Genomic DNA, 19,666 nt, shown 5'->3' on the forward strand with positions numbered 1-19,666 from the left:
TTTTATACATACTATAATTCACGATTTTAAACCAACCTTATCATGAAACAAATAAGACAAACCCTATTGTCCATTTTGATGTGCTTTGCGATATACACGTCCCATGCACAAAAATCAACAAGCCATGTCCAATACTGTGGACAAGATTTACTCAACAACTGGATGGAGATTGAAAACTCCGACTTTAGCCAACAACTAAAAAAGCAGAACGAAGATATTGAGCTTCGGATGAATGAAAGTGCACGAATGGCCATGACAACTAGTGCAGTCAATGGAATTTATCATATCCCCGTTGTGTTTCACTTTATAGTTAGCCAAGCCACACTAAGCCAACTCCCAAACGGGCCTGGGTGGACTGATGAATACCGAATGTACAAGGCATTCTATGATGGTGGTGCTAGCGCCAGTAGCAACCGGCTCTTGGATCAACTAGCGAGAATCAATACAGAATTTTCGGATGCCAACATCTCTTTTTGTAGTGCACAGCTTGCCCCACAGACTTTCCCATGGCAGCAGATAACTGATCCCTCCACTGGAACTGTCTTTGAAACAGCTGGTGCGACCTATACGGTTGACAATACGCTAGCACATATGAACGGAATGATCAGTGCACAAGCCATACAGTTGGAGCAGGCATTGCCCTTCAACCAGGCCAACGAACCTCAATACCTAAATGTATACGTTACCGAAACTACCGCTTTGGGAAATCAAACAGTGGGCGGCTATGCTCTCCCCGGCGGGATTGATGGTAACGGGATTTATGTATCCCAATTTTTGTTCGGTGACAATACAGGCAACAACCCCAACTATTTTTTGCCTGCAAGTGTATCTCCTCAATACGAACAAGGCAAGACTGCGGTACATGAGGTCGGCCATTGGCTTTCTTTATGGCACACCTTTGCCACTGATGGCGCATGTACCAATCTAACTTTACCACCACACCTTATGCCTCATGGAGACTTTGTCGTGGATACTCCTCCACAAAGGAATCCTTCCCTCCAGTGCAGCACGACCAATATGATCTCATGTACGAGCACGCTAGTTCCGGGTAACAACCACATGGATTATACAACCGATAATTGTAAAGTACCTAATGGTTCGGTGATGCCCTTTACATTAGGACAAATTCAGCGGATGCACCTATACCTTGATGATTTTTTGGAAAACATACATTCACATACCAACAGACTCTTGACAGGTATTGAGAAGAATGGATGTGTGAATAGCCCTATTCCCTTTACAGCGGAATTTGAAATCGACAGTAACATATTATGTGAAGCCCAATCTATACAAGTAGAAGGGTTAGATATAGCCCTTCTACCTGCAGGTCACAGTCTACAGTGGCGTCTGACGCTCACAGATGGTACGACCACACACCATGTCCCCTCGGCGAGTACGTACAACACAGGTGCTATTAACACCTCATTTCCGACTTTAGGCATGGGACAAGGTACCTTTACTATGAGCTCGGAAATGATCATCACCGATCCGAGTAGTGCCACCACGACGATTTCCTACCAACTGAATGACCCTATATTAATAGAAGATTGTACCGCTTCGGCACAAAAGTATACCCGTAGCTATGAATACCCTGAAGGAGACTTGGACAATATGTCCATCGTTACCACACACGCAGGAGATGGCTATATCGTATCAGGTAGCAACAGGAACTTGACTACCGACATTAGCTCAACGATTGTATTACGGGCAGATTTGTTTGGCAATATCCTCTGGGAACGAACTTTCGACAACAATGGTCAAAACATCAGAGGGTTGGACATCATCCGAAACAACAGTACCACCGATACATATATCATTGCAGGGGCTGTAGAAAGTGCCGCAGGCAACGACGACATACTGGTCATGGAGATCGATGAATCGGGTAATCCTACATCTGTAGCAGGTAATCCTTTTTCTATCAACATCTCCTCAGGCCCAACACAAAACAGTTCCGCTGCTTTCGAAATCATCAATACTGTAGATGGAGGTTTTGCACTAGCAGGCTATGTGGGTGCAGGGTTAGAATTTGCAGACGCCAAAGAGCAATTGATTGTCAAATTGAATCAAAACTTTTCTGTTGCATGGTCAGAACGATACGACTACTCTAACAACAGTCCTAGTGACCTAGATGTGGCCAATTCGATTTTAGAAATCCCTAATTATAACGGGACTGGCGTCAATGCTTATTTTCTAGGTGGATCAAGGAACAGGATGACACTTTCGGGTCTTCAACATAGCAATACATCTATGTTACTCACAGACAACGTAACTACTCGTACAGTCGTCTGGAATGATACTTGGCAAGGTAACGAGCGAGATTTCGCATATGATGCACTTTATGACGCTAACCAAAATGTAATCTATCAGTCTTCTTTCAATAGTGAAAAACATGGAAATGTAATCGCTATGTTAGACCCTACAAATGGCAATATATTGGGTTGGTACGATAGTAAATTGAGTAATATAGAAGAGTATTTAGGAACACAACTCTTAGAAAATGCTGCAGGTGATTCTTTAGTTTTAACTGGTTATGCCCACTGGGATGGTTTCCAACCAACTGCAGACCGAATAGATAAGCTCACTTTTACAAATCAAACGGCAGGTAGATTCAATGTAAACATGTTTGATACTCATCTTGACAATGTATGGCACAACCAAAACATCTACGGCTTTGACAGCCACAGTGATGCCTATGCTTTTCCTAAAAGTACAACCTTGAGCCCCAATGGAGGATATATGATTGTAGTAGGTGGTAGAGACAATGATTTCCCTGATCATACCAATAAGCTAACCTTCATCAAGATCAATACAGACTTAATGACTGCATGTCAAGCGAATGAAGAAACTGAAGCATTAGACGGATATACACTAAGAACAACACTACCAGTAATCACCCATACAGCTAATAATAGTGCTGTAAACCTCGCAAATGGCTCCAATACTTTGGCGACAGAGTTTCCTTGTGCGACTTACTGTGATGGAGGGTTGATCAATACGACAGAGGTGATTTGCGGTAGCAATCCAGTTGTGTCATTAAATATCGATCCTGCCTACCCGATTCAGAACACCAACATGGTCTGGTCTCCTGCCAACTTGGTCACTCCTACCAACGACCCTCGCATATTTGAGACAGTAGCCCTGACAGAACCTCAGGTTATCACACTACAAGGCTTTTCAACTCAAGGTGGATGTTTGATTTACGAACAGACTTTTAATATTTCATTCGCTGCTGGTAATGACTTACATTATACGGATTGTGCAGGAGTAACAAGTATTGAGCTATGCCAACTGTTACCCTCTTTAGATGCTGGATCGACAGATGGCATTTGGTATGTAGGCACTGTAAGCGCAAGCACTGAGCTTAATAGCACAAATTATCCTGCTCCAGCTAGTTGGCCACCTACTACTTACCCATACGTGTCAGGACAAAATACGGGCTGTAACGCTAGTCCCTCTATAGGTATTGATGCTACTCCTACTACATTAGTTTATCAAGTAATAGATCCAGTGACTGGGTGTATTGATGAATCTATATTAACAATAGACACGGACGCCAATAGTATAGATCCTAATTTCGACCCAGCGACAAGTACCAGCCCATATTTGTATTGGGATTTTAGATCTCAGCTTCCAGATGATGATTTTGGGCAGTATATCTTTACTTGTAGTCCTAACGACATTGATTTTATACCTGTAGACCAAAGGTCATCTATTGGCCACAATTGGAAGTTTGATGAACAGAACTCTAACCTACAAACTTTCAGTACTAGCGTAAACCCACAATTCAGTATCAATAACATTGTCTACGGTGCAATTTTGCCTAATGCTAATGCTGAAGCTATCGACGTAGAACATACACTTACCTCTCTATGTGGTGAAGACACGACAGTAGCAGCACTAATAATAGTACCTGAGATAGATCCTAGCATAGTGATCGATCCCCTCTCCGATTGTAGTCATAATTTGACGGTAACAGATAACGTATTTGACATCAGAGATTTTATCCTTTCTAACCCAGATTTTTCTAGCTTAACAGGTATACCGAGTATTGATGCCTTTGCTTCCATCATATGGAGTGATGCCAATGGTATCGTAATCGGGTCTGGTCAAACCTATCAGGCCACAGCGGACGGTACTTATACTGCTACGATCACTTATTTTGGCGGGTCGTGTACAGCGTCTGTATCGGCAACTGTCACAGGTACAAATACATTTACGCTCAATGACATCAGTATAGATGGATGTGATATCGGCAATGGTACGGGGGTATTTGATCTAGCTGCAACGCAAGGTGCTATTAGTTCCTTATCTGGGCTGACCTTTACGTGGTGGGAAGATGCTATTCAAACTATTCAAATCAATACGTCTACACCATACATAGGCCCAGCGGGTACAGTATACGCTGTAGCTAGCTCTCCAGATGGCTGCCAAAGCATGGCTACCGTTTCGTTGAATCTAAAAGACGCACCGATACTAATAGTGAATGGTGAAACGGAATTGTGTGCCGGAGATCTCTTAGAACTCCAAGCTACTGCCGATGGTGGAGTACCACCTTATTCGATTGACTGGGTATACAACAACGGCAATAACACCCACACTGGCAATGTACTACAAGTAACCAGCTCTGTAGGTGTGAGCAGCTATCAAGTGACCGTCACAGATGCCAATGGGTGCTCCACGACACAGACCATAGATGTCCGTGCGACCTCCTGTTGTCCTATCCAGAAAGACGAGGACTATTTTCAAATTACTGATTACCAATCAGGCAACCATCTCGTCACTAATGGTGATTACAAAATTTGGCCAGACAAAGTATATATTGGCCCTGGACTCACAGTAGTCGTATCAGGCAAAGAAAGTGTTCTGGATATCACTAATTGTGATGTAGTCTTTGGGGAATGTGCCAAAATAGAAGTAAGAAACGGTGCAAGGATAATCGCAAACAATGCTGTACTGAGACCCTGTGATGAAATGCAAACGTGGCAAGGTGTAGAGTTCATCTTCGAAGAAAAGTCTGCCCCTACTGGTAGTTTTACCGAATCAACCTTTATCAATGCTACGACAGGCATTGGCATCAGACGAGCAAACCAAATAGACACTGGTATCCCTGTGGAAGTTGAGATCACAAACAATTTGTTCTTAAACAACAAGACAGGCGTTCAAATAGCTAATGACTATTTCGAGGGGGCTATTACTGGAAATACCTTTAAGATAGAAAAGCAAGTAGCTGAGCTCCACTACTGTGATGAGAAAGAACCTAATAGTTCACCATCGGTCAACTTTGGTGGGATCAAGCTCATTAGTAATGAATACTTGAACTATTCGGTTAGAAATCACAACGTCATCGCACAAAACGATTTTGTAAAAGGAATAAACCTTATTTCCGAAGAAAGTAAACTGATCCAGTTCGATGGTATTCATATGATCGGTACGGTAGGAACCAGTATTTCATTCAATCAATTCACCAACAATGATCGCAGTGTCATCATGCTCCGTGTCATTGATGTAACAGTAGAAAACAATAGCATGGAAGTCACCCGTAGGTCCAATGCAGATTTAGGCACCTATCAAATCAGCTTTGACGGTGTGGGCAATTACGATTTCAATGCTTTGATCCAAAACAATGAAATACTGAACTCAGCAGAACTGCTGTACGAAAGCAATGCCACCAACAGCAATGGAAATTTCGTAGGTACAGGAGCCATCTATGCATCTAAGGGTGGTAAAGTCCAAATTGAGTCCAACAAAATAATCGGGTATGAGATTGGCATATTCATAGACAATCACAAGTCTGCTGGTATCCTGAGTCGTATCGTCAACAATGACATACAGACACACACCTACGGTATCTATCAGCGTGATGCACGCTGGACTACTGAGATTTACACGTCATTCATTGGCTGTAACACGATAGACATGTTGCTCAACGTACCTGGAAATACCCTCTCATCTGGTGTGGTTGGATATTACTTGGACTATACTTCCACAACAGTCACCTCTACTAATCCGGCCTCTAATAGTAAGATTATCTCCAACGTGTTTTTATTCGGCAACTGTATCAAAAACACTACTTCGGCAGTCAAATTGGTACACACTAACCCTGCCCCTAGCTCTTCATCTACGCTACCACTCATGATTCGAATGGAGAACAACTACCTCTACAACTATAGGTACGCGGGATTAGACATCACGGATTTTCATGGCACGGTACAGCAAAACAATAGCTTCATTAGCAACCAACCACAAGCAGTAGCAGACATTCACTCCAACCGAGTGATTCCTCTGGTGATTCCAAACAATCAATTACCTATTGTCTCTAAACTAAGTCACTTTGGAATAGATAATGCACCTACAGCTGGTGGCAATGGCACTGTGTATGCTACACACATTGATTATCCTTCGGTCACCAGCTGTGGCAACCAAGACGCGGGCAGTAGCTTGAAAAAGAGTTTCATCGACTATTGTGAAAACGAGAATTGGGCTGATAAGCCTAAAGCAGCTATTGCTGAACAGCATGGCAATACGGTAAGCCTGAATGATGACTACCAAGAAATACTGCTAAGGCAAGCTGAAGAATCACTAGACCAAGTCGTATCAACCACTTTCGAAATGGTAAATACACTCACTGACGAATCAGATCAATCCAGACTCGTAGACTTTGTGAATCAGCATAACTGGCTTTCTCATCAAGACAACCAATGGCTTACCTACTATCGTCTAGCCAATCAGTCCAACTATGAGCAAGCTCAGGTACAGCTTGCCTCAATGATCGCTATAGACGAACAAGATAGACAGCACCTCTTTATTGAAAGCTTACTAATTGGTAAACTGTTGGACCGTGAAGCTGATCATTTTGGAATCTCTGAAATGGTAACCCTGCAGAATATCGGTAACACAGATACAAAATGGAGTACCTTAGCCAATGCGCTGTTACATAGTCAAGGAGATGATAATCACTATTCATACCCTAGTACTGCTAGAACCACTACCTACTCAGATACGGAAGTGTATAATTTGGATATGAATGCACTGAGTGTATATCCGAACCCGGCCAATGACCAAATCAATGTACTGGTCACAATGACCGAATCACTAGATACTGGCATATTCAAAATATATGACATCAGTGGCAGTGAGGTGCATAGCGTCACCGTCGATCTATTGTCCAATGTATCGGTCACCGTCGATATCTCTCAGCTACCTGCTGGTATCTACTTGATCAAATTAGACAACCACTCCGATAAACATCTGACTCAGAAGTTTATCAAAAAATAAACATCTCTTTACTTTAAGCTATAACCATAAAGGCACCACTCGGATCATATCGAGTGGTGCCTTTTTTACATATTCCCAGTTACTAATTACCCCCTGAAATAAAAAGAGTAGCGCGAGATCCTGTCTAATAAAGTATATCTACTCAAGGAAACATTAAGTCCATAGCCTACCTATCCAATGGGGCTTGAAGCCCCATCCCAACCCTTCGTTGTGATCAGATACCTCTAAAGCTATTGCCGACCAGCGAGCCTTTCGTCGTGGAAACGGGTATTTGATACTAAGAGGCAAACTGGTATGGGAAGAAGATTCCTATTAGAGTTGTAATTCTTATTCAATGCTTCATTATCAAAAATGTCTACTTTTAAAAAAATTCATGCTTGAAAAGCCCTTCAGCATCCTCTTAAAGTAGCTCACTGATATCTCCATGCGCCCGACGGTTCTACACTTCGAAGTGTCAAGGGGGGGCGTCTATGAATGATAACCGACACTTTTAATCATATACCCATAATTTAAGATTGCACTTTACGAATTCACTGAAGTTGATATATGGACATACATGTAGCGAAGTTGCTAAACCTCTGATTTCTGATTTTGCACCCTGATGAGGACATGGTTTAGATTGGAGATAATACTGATTGAGGACAAAGCCAAAAAGGTAAGTTTACCTCTTCCTTTTTGTTAAGTAGCAAACACCCAAAGGTAAGTTTACCTCCAGCTATAGATAAACTTACCTTTGGGTCACGGTAAAGGTACATTTGCGTTGTGGTAAACTTAAGTTTTCCAAACAGTACCTGTACCTTAGATTTTTAAGAGAAAAGCCAGGTATATCCCGTTTGATCGCATTTCGGAATGCTACCGAGTGAGACAGATAGCATGTACCTAACAATTCGGTATGATTAGCAAATATTAACACCTGAATTTAATGACAATCGCTCTGACATGCCATCATGTATGCATGATGACATACAACAATTCAATAAGAGAAATAGATACGCTTAGCCCATTACAGTGACAATATCTAATCGATTAGGTGTTTCGTAGTGTTCGGGTTTGTTCCTAACGTCACCGGGAAAGAATCCTCAGCGCTAAACCCCAATCACAACCCATATCACTCCAGTGACGCCATGTTTTCCATGAAGGCTTTTTTGTACACCCGTCCGATGGGGACCGTATGCGCACCAGAGAGCTGCACCTTGTTGTGAGACACCTTTCTGACGTGCTTGAGGTGCACCACAAAGGATTTGTGTACTTGGCAAAAACTGTCATCCAGTGTTTCGAGCCAATGTCGCAAAGGGTAGCCACTCAGGTGCTTGGTATCCTCTCCTACTATCTCCGTATAGTCTGCGTCAGACTTGATCAGTACGATATCATCTAGCGACATGCGAATGAGCTCATGCCCGGACTTAATCACTATGGATCGTTCGTCCTTTTCCTCCTCTACATGCCGTGTGCTAGCAGGAGCAATCTTAGCTACTGCTTGGTTGAACCTATCCGCAGAAAAGGGTTTGAGCAAATAATCGATCACCTGATACTCATAACTCTCCAAAGCGTAATCAGGAAAAGCCGTAGTAAGGATCACCGGAGGATGGTCGGCCTGAGACTTCAAAAACTCCAACCCTGACATCTTAGGCAAATGGATATCCAAAAAGATCAAGTCTATTTTAGACTTTTGCATAAAATCCATCAGCGACACTGCGTCCGAAAAGGTCGCCTTTAGACTCAAACCAGGGTGATCCCCTATAAACTTGCTGAGGATGCGCTGCGCTGGCGGCTGATCCTCTACTATCACACATTCAAGCATAATCTGACTGTTTTAACTTTAGCTGCAACCGTACTTCGAACGCATTGCCCTGATCATGGATCTCCAAGCGGTGACTATCCGGATAGACCAGTCCCAATTGCTTCTTGACATTGGACAAACCAATACCATGAGCCAAATTTTCCGTATTGGTATGGGGCAAATAACTATTGATACATACGAAATTCAAAATACCCTCTGCACTCACCTCCATACGCACATGGATATAAATCTTGTCGGACTGACTGGATGTAGAGTGTTTGAATGCATTTTCTACAAACACAATCAGTATCAACGGAGCAATCATGAACCCCTCATGATCCACCTCGGATGTGAATGACACTTCCCCCCTATGCTCGATCCGCAGTTCGTTGAGCGCCATGTAGTCCTGGAGGTGCTTGACCTCTTGTATCAGATTGACCTGCTCCGAATTGCACTCATACAGCATATAGCGGAGCACCGACGACAGCTCCAAGATAATCGAAGGAGTCTTGGGCGAATTCTCTATGGCGTAGGCATACAGGTTGTTGAGGTTATTGAATAAAAAATGGGGATTGATCTGTGACTTAAGGAACTGTAGCTCGTTTTCCTGTGCCAAGGATCGCAGTTCCTCTACCTCCTTTTGCTTCTTGATAAAATCCCACGCCAACTTAAAAGCCACAAAGATGACCATGATCGGCAGAGTCTCACTCAAGGTGAATACCAACCCAGGAAAATACGTACCCCGAGTATCTGGAAAGTAGAGCTGCTCCAAGCCATACTCATCGACCAAGATCACCAATACAATCACCGTCACCACTGCTGCGACAAACAGCAGCATGCGGTTGCGATAGTAGAGCTTCGGCAGCAATACATAGTTGATCACCATAACCGCTACCATGTAGTTGGCAAAGAATGCAATCTTGTATGGCTCTATCGCAAAAGTGTAATCCTGCACATACGAAAAGAAGAAAAGCAGTACAAGCATGACAGCCAACTGGTAGAGTATTTCTCTGCGTGTCCATTTATTCATCTTCAAAACAAGTCATATAATTCTATTCTGTCTTCACATCAATCACAATTTTCTCAGCCTGACACAAACACATGTCGTTCACCGTAATTTTTCGGTTGTTGACAGAAACTAACTTTCAAATATGTAGAAAAAATACATTTTTGCTATTCATAATTAGTCTAAATAAATAAAAGCTACTTAACATTAAATTCTACTGAGTACAAATCATTATCTATGAAAATATTAATCCTTAGCATCACGTTGATTTTAGTTTCTTTCCTCGCCAATGCGCAGGAATACTATATATCAGGTGTAGTCACCAATGAGCAAGGAGAAAACATCCCTGGGGTAAACGTGATTATTAAAGGGAGCACGAATGGGGTATCTACAGATGCTGAGGGGAAGTTCAAGGTTAAAATCCCAGGAGGAAAGCGTATTCTGCTTTTCAGAGGAGTCGGACTCAAAACGCAAGAAATGCTGGTGGATCATTCCTTCAGATCCAAGCAAGTGAACATCCAGATGGAAGACAGCGCTACTGAGTTAGATGCCATACAGGTAGTAGCCGAATCGGAATCTTTCCTAGTAGAAAAAAAAGGCTTTAGTGTGGATGCTATCGAAACGCAGAAAATCAAATCTCAAAGCCTAGAAATAAACAATGTACTGGGGAGAACCGCAGGGGTGCGTGTCAGGAAATCTGGAGGTGTCGGTGCAGACTTCAACTATTCCCTAGATGGGTTGTCTGGCAATGCCATTCGCTTTTTTATAGACGGTGTTCCGATGGACTATTTTGGATCGTCCTATTCTATCAACAATATCCCCATTACACTAATAGAACGAATAGATATATACAAAGGTGTAGTGCCCGTAGCACTAGGGTCAGATGCCTTAGGTGGAGCGATCAACTTGGTCACGAATCAAGAAGTCTCCAACTACGTTTCTGCCTCTTATTCATTTGGCTCATTCAACACCCATCAAGCAACACTAAATGGGCAGTGGAGGACTGATTCTGGTCTCACCACCCGACTTTCTACCTTTTACACCTATTCTGACAACAACTATAAGGTATGGGGTGAAGGCGTTTTTTATGGTGATGAAGATACAGGCAAAGCCATCTATTTTACCGAAGATGATCCGGCCGAAAGATTCAATGACGATTTTCAAACTGCCACTGTCAAGTTTGACGTAGGCTTCACGCAGAAACAATGGGCCGACCAGTTGTTTGTCAGCATATTGACCTCCGATCAGAAAAAGGGAGTACAAACAGGGCAAACCATGGGACATGTCTATGGTGAAATGCGCAACAATGAACAGGTACTGATGCCCAGCATCACCTATCAAAAGAAGGATTTATTTACCAATGGATTAGATGTTAATGCATTTGCTGGATATTCATACATAGAAGGCACTACGGTAGACACCACCACCAACCGATATGACTGGCGGGGAAAAGTAATTGGGAACAATCCCTCTGGAGGGGAGATAGGACGAGGCGGCAGTAAATCCTTATTTACCATCAAGGATAAGTCATATATCATGCGATTCAATACGACTTATCAATTGCCTTTAGGTTTTAGACTGGGATTTAATTACCTGTACACCAGCACAAACCGTACAGGAAACGACCCTTTTTCACCCTCCTATCGAATTCCTTATCTGGAGCCACAAAAAATCGGTTCTCATTTTGCGGGCTTGTCACTAGAGACATCTAAGTTCAATGACAAGCTTCACGCCAATGTATTTCTCAAAAAGTATGCTTTCAAGTCTACTATCAATGATTTGGTCTACACGACTGAGTATGAAATAATAGAACATAAAAATGATATATCCAATTGGGGTGGTGGCTTTGCAGCTTCCTATCTGATCCAGCCAAACCTGTTAATCAAATCCTCCATAGAACAAGCTACCCGATTGCCCAGCGCTACAGAGGCGCTAGGTGATGGGGTTACCATTGAAAACAATCCTTCGATAAGGCCTGAGCAAACCTTCAATGCCAATATAGGAGCTGTACTGGGCAGGTATGAGCTGGGTGCTCGACATGGGGTAAAAATAGCGGTAAGCACATTTTACAGAGATGTAACTGACAAACTGAAACTACTGGTAGAGGGAGGCCAGGAACAAGGACAGTACGAAAACATAAACAAGGTGAAAGGATCAGGTGCTGAGATAGATATTGTCTACGATTTTGATCAAAAACTAAAGCTTAATCTAAACGGAACCTATCTAAACTTCAGAAACAACCAGAAGACAGACGAGCATGGCAGGGAAAACATCGTCTATGGCGACCGACTTAGAAATGACCCCTACCTCATGGCCAATGCAGGGCTGGAATATAATGTAATGAACCTTATTCAAAAGAATAGCCGGTTTTTTGCCTATCTGCAGTCCAGCTATGTGCACGAGTTCTTCCTTAACTGGCCTAGCCTAGGAAGCAGAAACAACAAGAGTATTATCCCTTCACAACTCGTCTGTGACGCAGGTGTTGGGTACACTTTCCCTTCCGAGAAAGTGACTCTGGCTCTGGATGTATCCAACCTATTCAATGAACAGGTTTATGACAACTTCTTGCTTCAAAAACCTGGAAGGGCATTTTTCTTAAAAATCAATTATCAAATTATAAAATAAATTAAGTCTATAATTATGTATAAAAATAAACTTACAAAACAATTCTTCATTTGCACCCTTTTAGCAGCTGGTTTAACACTCGCCTCTTGTGACGATGAAGTAGATGAAGTAAAAGGACCAGAAAACACCAAATATACCGTAGGAGCCGATGTAGATGGCGAAGGCTACTATACCACTACCGACGACCTCATGACTGGTACCATATCGATAGTTGGGAGTGGATCCGAAGGCTGGGCCAACCTATCAGTGAGCGTGGATGGGTACATGTATATCCTTAACAACACAGAAGGTCTGACTGAAAAATATGAACTGACGGCCACTGGCCCTGTTTTGGTAGATGAGATTTCCAACTCAGCTTTGACTGCTGGCGGTTTCTTCCGCTATATTCAATCGATCAATGATAGTGAACTATTCCTGTCAACCAACCCAAATGATGAAGGCTCAGTTCCATATGCTATCATAGACTTAGAGACTTTCTCTGCTACCAGCAAAGGATACCTTGAGATGCCCACTATCAACGATAAAAGCAACCTATGGGTGAACGCCGTTGTGCAAGGAGGTTCAATGTATTTCGGGTCACTATATGGAGATGCAGCGACTTGGGGACAGTTGGCAGATTCATTGGTTACCGTAAAATACGACTACCCTTCTTTAACCAATCCTGAGATACTCGTATCGACTGCATCTGCGGGCATGACCGCTGGTTACCGTACCAACGGGTCATTCGTGACAGAAAATGGTGATATCTACCAATACAACATCACTGGTTCTCTGTGGTATGGCCATGATGAAGTAGCCGATAAGCCATCTGTATTCGTCAGAATCAAAGATGGAGACTATGACGACTATGTACTAGATATCTCTGCCGAGTTCGATGAGCCTATCGCCATCTGGAATGCTTGGTATGCTGGCGATGGCATAGCGTATGCTAACGTTACTCGCGTAGGTGATTTGGCTGAATGGGGTGACCTTTCTCAAAACACTGGTACATTAGTAGAAATCAACTTGGAAACCAAGTCGGTGACGGAGTTGAACTTACCAAAAGCATCTTTTGTCAATATCTTCTCTTTGGATTGTGTCACTGACGGTAAATTCTACATTCCTGTAAGTATGACTGGAGGAGACGCCAACATCTACGAAATCAACAGAGGCGGTGGGGCAGATGGATTCACAAAAGGAGCTAAACTTGACGGTAGCAATGTATTTGTCAATGCGCTGTTTAGAAACTTCTAAGCAACCAGATTTAAAACAACCTATTCCAAACCACTGATTGTAATCACACGGCTCATCACGAGCTGTGTGATTTGTTTGGTTCATAAACTGTCAGTACTCCTACCTATGAAAAAACCACTCAAAAAACTCATCCTCCAACTCCACCTCTGGATCGGTCTGCTCACAGGTCTTGTCGTCTTCATCGAAGGAGTCACAGGAGCGATCTATGTTTTTTCGGGTGAGATCACCGAATGGGTGGATGCGGACAAACACCGAATACCTGGAGAACCAGGAGTAGCCTACATGCCTGCTAGCGAACTGCAAGCCCTAGCGCAAGAAGCCATCGAAGAAAAAGACGCTTCTCTGCTGCGCTTTTTCATAACCAACGACCCCAAATCCTCCATCGCCTTCACTTTTCGCAAGCTCAACCCCGATGCGCTGTTTTATCACGACTATATGGAGACTTACAAAACAGTCTACCTCAACCCCTACACCGGAAAAGTCCTAAAAGTAGAAAACACCAAATGGGAGTTTTTCAACATGATCATGTGGCTACACATGACCCTCCTACTCAACTACAGCCTTGGAGGTACGATCGTGGCGTGGGGCGTACTGGGCTTTGTACTGCTTATCGTCTCGGGTCTCATACTCTGGTGGCCCAACAACAAAACAGTACGCAAAAAACGATTGACCTTCCTCTGGAAACCTGAATTCGGATGGAAAAGAAAAAACTTTGACCTCCATGCCGTCTTGGGCTTCTACATCATCGCATTGGCCTTGATCATATCCATCTCTGGGCTCTTTTACTCCTTTCACTTCGTGAGTGACAGCCTCCGATGGATCGCCAACGGTGGCCAAACCATCAAGCGTCCGTTTCCCACAACCGCCGAGGTGATCCCCAGCTCCGACATGCAACCGATCGATATTGCCTTCCAAGCATCCCTCCTCAAAACGCCCAACGCAGACTCCTATGTAGTCAAACTACCCCGAAAACCAGAATTCCCCTATGTCGTAAGAGCCTACATGTCTAAAGATGTCTACTACCACCGCGTGGTACACTACTACGACGGCCAAACTGGAGGCCTACTCCAAACAGACACCAGAGAAGACCTCACCAACGGCGAACACTACAGCAACATGAACTACGACATACACGTCGGTAGCATAGGCGGCCTACCCACCAAGATCCTCGCCTTCCTCGCCTGCCTGATCATCGCCAGCCTACCCGTCACAGGCTTTCTGATTTGGAGAAACAAGAGTTACAAGATCTAAGCAAACCTTATAGTTTGTCTAAACCCAGTAGTGGCCCGCCTGACTCGTGAGCATACTCAAGCCAAAAGACGCTCGACCCAAAAAGCTGTAGATCTGAGTTCGATTAATAATCACTATAAATCATCTATTATCTGCTTTATTCAGTGTTTTGAAAATTATACTGTTTGAGCGATAGCGAGTTTATGACTTTCTGGCCCTTTTGCTTCCTTTTTTGGCAATGAAAAAGAAGCGTTTACCTGCCGGAAGCATGGCTTGTCTGACTTGAAGACAAAGTAGGATTGTAGCATTACAGAAAAGGTTTTAATGAAATTTAAAACCGAACTCAGGTTGTAGCTTACCCAAGTGAACACTCTTCCTACAATACCCCTTACTCATCCAAGATGGATAAATAAGCCTTTGTGCTTTAACTCGATTGGGCTATCTTTCTGACTTAATCAAAGCTTAGGACGTCACCTGTAGCATCGTTACTTCAACCAATTATTACCTATGAACTATTCTAGCTCTTTGCTTTTTCAGCAAACACTGACAGGGAGTATTTCCCGATCAAGTGATCGCCGCATTCCCCATGCAAATGGAAGATTGCTTGACCTCCACATAGGTTTATCAACCGATTGAATCCTGTCAACTGACAAGATGTAATGGATCTCAGACCCAGCAAGAGGTAGCACGTCTTGCCTCACTGCCTCTGGTACTACAAAATTCTGCATACAATGAGCAAAGCCCTTTTTACCTTATTCACCCTAGCCATATTCTCCTTGTCTTGTTCCCAAAAACAAAGCGCACAACTGGAACCGATCACCTCCTCTCAAGATTCATTGACAATGGAGGAAATCCGTGGACGATGGAAAAAGTCGCTCTACCAAACTCCCGACTCGGTAAAGGCAGCAGCTGAAGAAATGTTGCAGTTCGCTCAAGCAAAAGGCATCAGATCAGGCATCATCGCTGGCAACAACATGACGGCCGTCTACTACTCAAAAAGCGGAGATGATAAGCAAGCACTTGAAATCTATGATGAAAATTTGACACTGAATCAAGGAGATCTCAAAGGAGAAGCCAACATTTATAACAATATGGGGAATTGCTACCTCCGGTTGGGTGATTTTGATTTGGCACTAGAGGCTCAAATCAAAGGGCTAAAGGCTGAAGAAGCCAGAGACAATACGGAAGGCATTGCGATCTCTCATCTCAACATATCAGGTGTGTACGCGCATCTCAAAAATGATGACAAGACGCTAGAAAGCGCCATGAAGGCCTACGACATGGCGCAGAAGCATAGCATAGAGCCTGTCATCATGCAGAGTGCTTTTCAGATTGCTGAGCTTCGGATCAAGCAAGGAAATGATTCTTTGGGAATGGTCTATGCCGATACGGTGATCCGCTCGGCCCAAAGACTAGGCTCGAGTTTTGGGGTACACAAAGGCATGTCTGTGCAGGCCAAAGCCCTTGCCAAACAAGGCAAATTGCCTGAAGCACTGGCCGTAATCAGAGAGGTCAAATCATACTATCTCTCCAAGGATGTCAAAAATGAGGTGCTCCTCCAATCCGTATCTGAAATCGAGTTTCTAAACATGATGGAGCGATACCATGAATCTGAAATATTGATCTCCAAAGCCCTCAACCTGGCTCAGCAACTAGGAGAAAAAGAGCAACTGGCCAGCCTCTACTACACCCTATCGATGATTCATCAGCACCGAAACAATGCTATAGCAGCACTGGAAGATTTCAAGCGGTATCACAGCTATAAGGACAGTCTGCTCAATTCCGAAAAAGTAAAGGCGATCGAGGATATGGCGATCAAATACGAAACAGAAAAAAAAGAAGCAGAAATAGCCACGCTCTCTCAGCAGGCGGCTATTCAAGCGCTGGAATTGAAACAAAAAAACCTTGCAATCCTTATTGGCTTGGTCGTTTTCACCCTGGTGATCGTCATTGCCTACTTTGTATACCGAGAGCGGTCACTCAAGAAGGAACGCGCACAAACCGAGCTAGAACAGCGCTTCCTTCGCTCCCAGCTCAATCCTCATTTCATCTTCAATGCACTGATGGCCATTCAGAATTTCATGTTGAAAAATGACGGGCCAACAGCCGCAATGTACCTCACCAAGTTCTCCAAACTCATGCGAGAGATTTTGGAGAGTTCGAGACAAGAGTTCATACCTCTGGCCTCTGAAGTAGAACTGATCACCAACTATCTCGACATACACAAAATGCGCCTAAATGATGCCTTTGCATACAGTATTGAGATTGATGAGGCGGTAGATCCTGAGACCGACACCATCCCTCCGATGTTCGTACAGCCCTTTGTTGAAAATGCCATCGAACACGGCATAGCAGACAAAAAGAATGGAGGACAGATCGACCTTCGGTTCAAAAAATATGACGAGCACATTGCGATAGAAATCACGGACAACGGAAAAGGACTCATCAAGAAGACCCATTCAGGACATAATTCACTGGCTTCTACCATCATTCAGGAGCGAATGACCCTCTTCAACAAATCCCTGAAAACCAAAATCCAATTGGTACTGGGCGACATCAAAAATGACCAAGGAGAAATTGAGGGTACGAGAGTAGAATTGAAGGTTCCTTTCAGTTACATTTAAATAAGCTAGTGAAAAAACAATTATGCGCGTAGTTCTGGTAGATAACAATGATGTCCAATCTAAAGACCTTATTATCAATGTATGCTCCTTAGGCAGAAGTAGTCGGTGAAGCAGACGGAGTACAGTCAGGGATTGCCTGCCTCAAGGCGAACAAACCTGACCTCCTACTTTTGGATGTAGAAATGGAAGACGGTACAGGCTATGCCACTTCACCGCAAATAACAGGTGAAGTATATGCAGCAGATATGACACCTCCTACCAACACCAACTTGACTACAGCGGTAGTGCGCAAGCCAAAAACATCTTCTGGCAAGTGGCTGGTGAATTAGTGTTAGGTACGATATCACATTTCGAAGATGTCATCCTGTCTATGACAGGGATTACCCTACAAACTGGGACAACACTGAATGGGCGTGCCCTCGCGCAGACAGCTGTTATCCTAGATGCCAATACGGTAACAAAACCGTAATTACATTCAAATTATTTCAATGACAAAAAGCCATCCTTCATATCGAAGGATGGCTTTTTGTCTAAAATCTAGTTGCTAATATCTAATTACTCAACATGGGATATATGTAATCCTTCTTGATTCATGTGTAACGCATCCGATGTCAGAGCGAGCGACCTTTACATCATAGCAAATTAGTTATTCATTTAAAGAAAATGAAGATGTCAACTACAGTTATCCCTACCGAAAAAACTCCTTCAAACGGCGTTTCTACAGCCAACAAAACCACAATGAAAGGACTGGTCTATAACGGCCCAAGCAAGATAGAGTGGAAAAAGGTGCCTAAGCCAAAAATTGGCAAACCAACAGATGCCCTCCTCAAAATAATCAAAACTACGATATGTGGAACAGATTTAGGCATCCTACACGGCAAGACTCCCTCTGTAAAGCCTGGTACTACACTAGGTCATGAAGGTATCGGTATAGTCGAAAGTGTAGGAACCTCAGTTAGTAAATTCAAGAAGGGTGATCATGTCATTATTTCTTGTATTACTTCTGACGGTACTTGCGAGTATTGTAAAAAGCAAATGTATGGACACTGTGAAGACGGTGGCTGGATCTTGGGCAACCTCATCAATGGTACACAAGCTGAGCATGTACGCATACCCCATGCAGACAATAGCCTGTATGCCGTACCCGAAGGAGTAGACGAAGAAGCGGCTGTCATGCTGAGTGATATCCTGCCTACGGGTCATGAGATGGGTGTAATCAATGGTTGTGTAAAACCAGGTGATACAATCGCGATCATAGGAGCTGGACCGATTGGAATGTCAGCACTACTCACTGCTCAATTCTATTCCCCTGCCAAAATATATATGGTAGATCTGGACGCCAATCGTCTGCAGCTGGCTAAGAAATTGGGGGCTACTCATACCATCAATTCGGGAGAAGAAGATGCCATCAAAAAGATCATGTCAGAGACCAAAGATGGTGTAGACGTAGCTATCGAAGCAGTAGGTGCTCCTGCGACCTTTGACATCTGTCAAGGGATCGTTCGACCAGGCGGACATGTGGCCAATATCGGGGTGCACGGTCACAGTGTAGACTTGCAGATTCAAGACTTGTGGATTAGAAATATCACCCTCACCATGGGACTGGTCAATACCAATACGACACCTATGCTGATGAAAACAGTGGAGTCAGGAAAAATCAAACCGGAAGAGCTAATCACCCACCGATTCAAACTGGACGAAATATTGGAAGCCTATGAGGTCTTTGGTAATGCTGCCAAAGAAAAGGCATTGAAAATAATCTTATCAAACTAATGAAAAACATGTTGGGTTCTTCATTCACATCGCATCATTTAATAGATGATATGACTACATGGGAACCAATGTTGTGGGCAGGAACTCAAAACCCTACCCATTTTTTTAGAAAACAAACTT

The 19,666-nt window shown here is 43.4% G+C and carries 10 protein-coding genes; 8 read left to right on the plus strand and 2 right to left on the minus strand.

Annotation, left to right across the window (positions count from 1 at the left end; translation table 11 throughout):
• Positions 1–42: 42 nt before the first annotated feature.
• Complete coding sequence (locus BUB99_RS01360) at positions 43–7,275, plus strand: zinc-dependent metalloprotease (RefSeq protein WP_139280848.1); 7,233 nt, start codon at positions 43–45, stop codon at positions 7,273–7,275.
• A gap of 1,108 nt (positions 7,276–8,383) precedes the next feature.
• On the opposite strand, the gene BUB99_RS01365 is transcribed toward BUB99_RS01360, so the two are convergent.
• A complete protein-coding gene (locus BUB99_RS01365) occupies positions 8,384–9,076 on the minus strand; it encodes a LytR/AlgR family response regulator transcription factor (RefSeq protein ID WP_073118746.1) in 693 nt (230 codons plus the stop codon).
• Positions 9,069–10,085, minus strand: a complete 1,017-nt coding sequence (locus BUB99_RS01370) for a sensor histidine kinase (RefSeq protein WP_073118748.1) — start codon at positions 10,083–10,085, stop codon at positions 9,069–9,071. The genes BUB99_RS01365 and BUB99_RS01370 overlap by 8 nt, the downstream gene beginning before the upstream one ends.
• 213 nt (positions 10,086–10,298) lie before the next feature.
• Here BUB99_RS01370 and BUB99_RS01375 point away from each other — a divergent pair, with 213 nt between their 5' ends.
• The 7 genes from BUB99_RS01375 to BUB99_RS01400 all read left to right on the plus strand — a co-directional run bounded on the left by BUB99_RS01375 (position 10,299) and on the right by BUB99_RS01400 (position 19,546).
• On the plus strand, positions 10,299–12,686 hold the full coding sequence (locus tag BUB99_RS01375; protein ID WP_073118749.1) for a TonB-dependent receptor: 2,388 nt from the start codon (positions 10,299–10,301) through the stop codon (positions 12,684–12,686).
• Positions 12,687–12,701: 15 nt separating this feature from the next.
• Positions 12,702–13,919 (plus strand): hypothetical protein, encoded by a 1,218-nt coding sequence (locus BUB99_RS01380; RefSeq protein ID WP_073118751.1) that lies wholly within the window; start codon positions 12,702–12,704, stop codon positions 13,917–13,919.
• Positions 13,920–14,024: 105 nt separating this feature from the next.
• Positions 14,025–15,170 (plus strand): PepSY-associated TM helix domain-containing protein, encoded by a 1,146-nt coding sequence (locus BUB99_RS01385; RefSeq protein ID WP_073118753.1) that lies wholly within the window; start codon positions 14,025–14,027, stop codon positions 15,168–15,170.
• Between the two features lie 710 nt (positions 15,171–15,880).
• The gene (locus tag BUB99_RS01390; protein ID WP_084190280.1) at positions 15,881–17,773 is read left to right on the plus strand and encodes a tetratricopeptide repeat-containing sensor histidine kinase; all 1,893 of its coding nucleotides are present in this window, start codon (positions 15,881–15,883) and stop codon (positions 17,771–17,773) included.
• Between the two features lie 170 nt (positions 17,774–17,943).
• Complete coding sequence (locus BUB99_RS20580; protein ID WP_245816772.1) at positions 17,944–18,102, plus strand: hypothetical protein; 159 nt, start codon at positions 17,944–17,946, stop codon at positions 18,100–18,102.
• Entirely contained in the window at positions 18,075–18,242 is a 168-nt protein-coding gene (locus BUB99_RS20585) for an ice-binding family protein (RefSeq protein ID WP_407691728.1), read from the plus strand. The genes BUB99_RS20580 and BUB99_RS20585 overlap by 28 nt, the downstream gene beginning before the upstream one ends.
• 200 nt (positions 18,243–18,442) lie before the next feature.
• Positions 18,443–19,546, plus strand: a complete 1,104-nt coding sequence (locus BUB99_RS01400; protein ID WP_245816774.1) for a zinc-dependent alcohol dehydrogenase family protein — start codon at positions 18,443–18,445, stop codon at positions 19,544–19,546.
• Positions 19,547–19,666 lie beyond the last annotated feature (120 nt).

This window comes from Reichenbachiella agariperforans, assembly GCF_900142205.1.
GTDB lineage: Bacteria > Bacteroidota > Bacteroidia > Cytophagales > Cyclobacteriaceae > Reichenbachiella > Reichenbachiella agariperforans.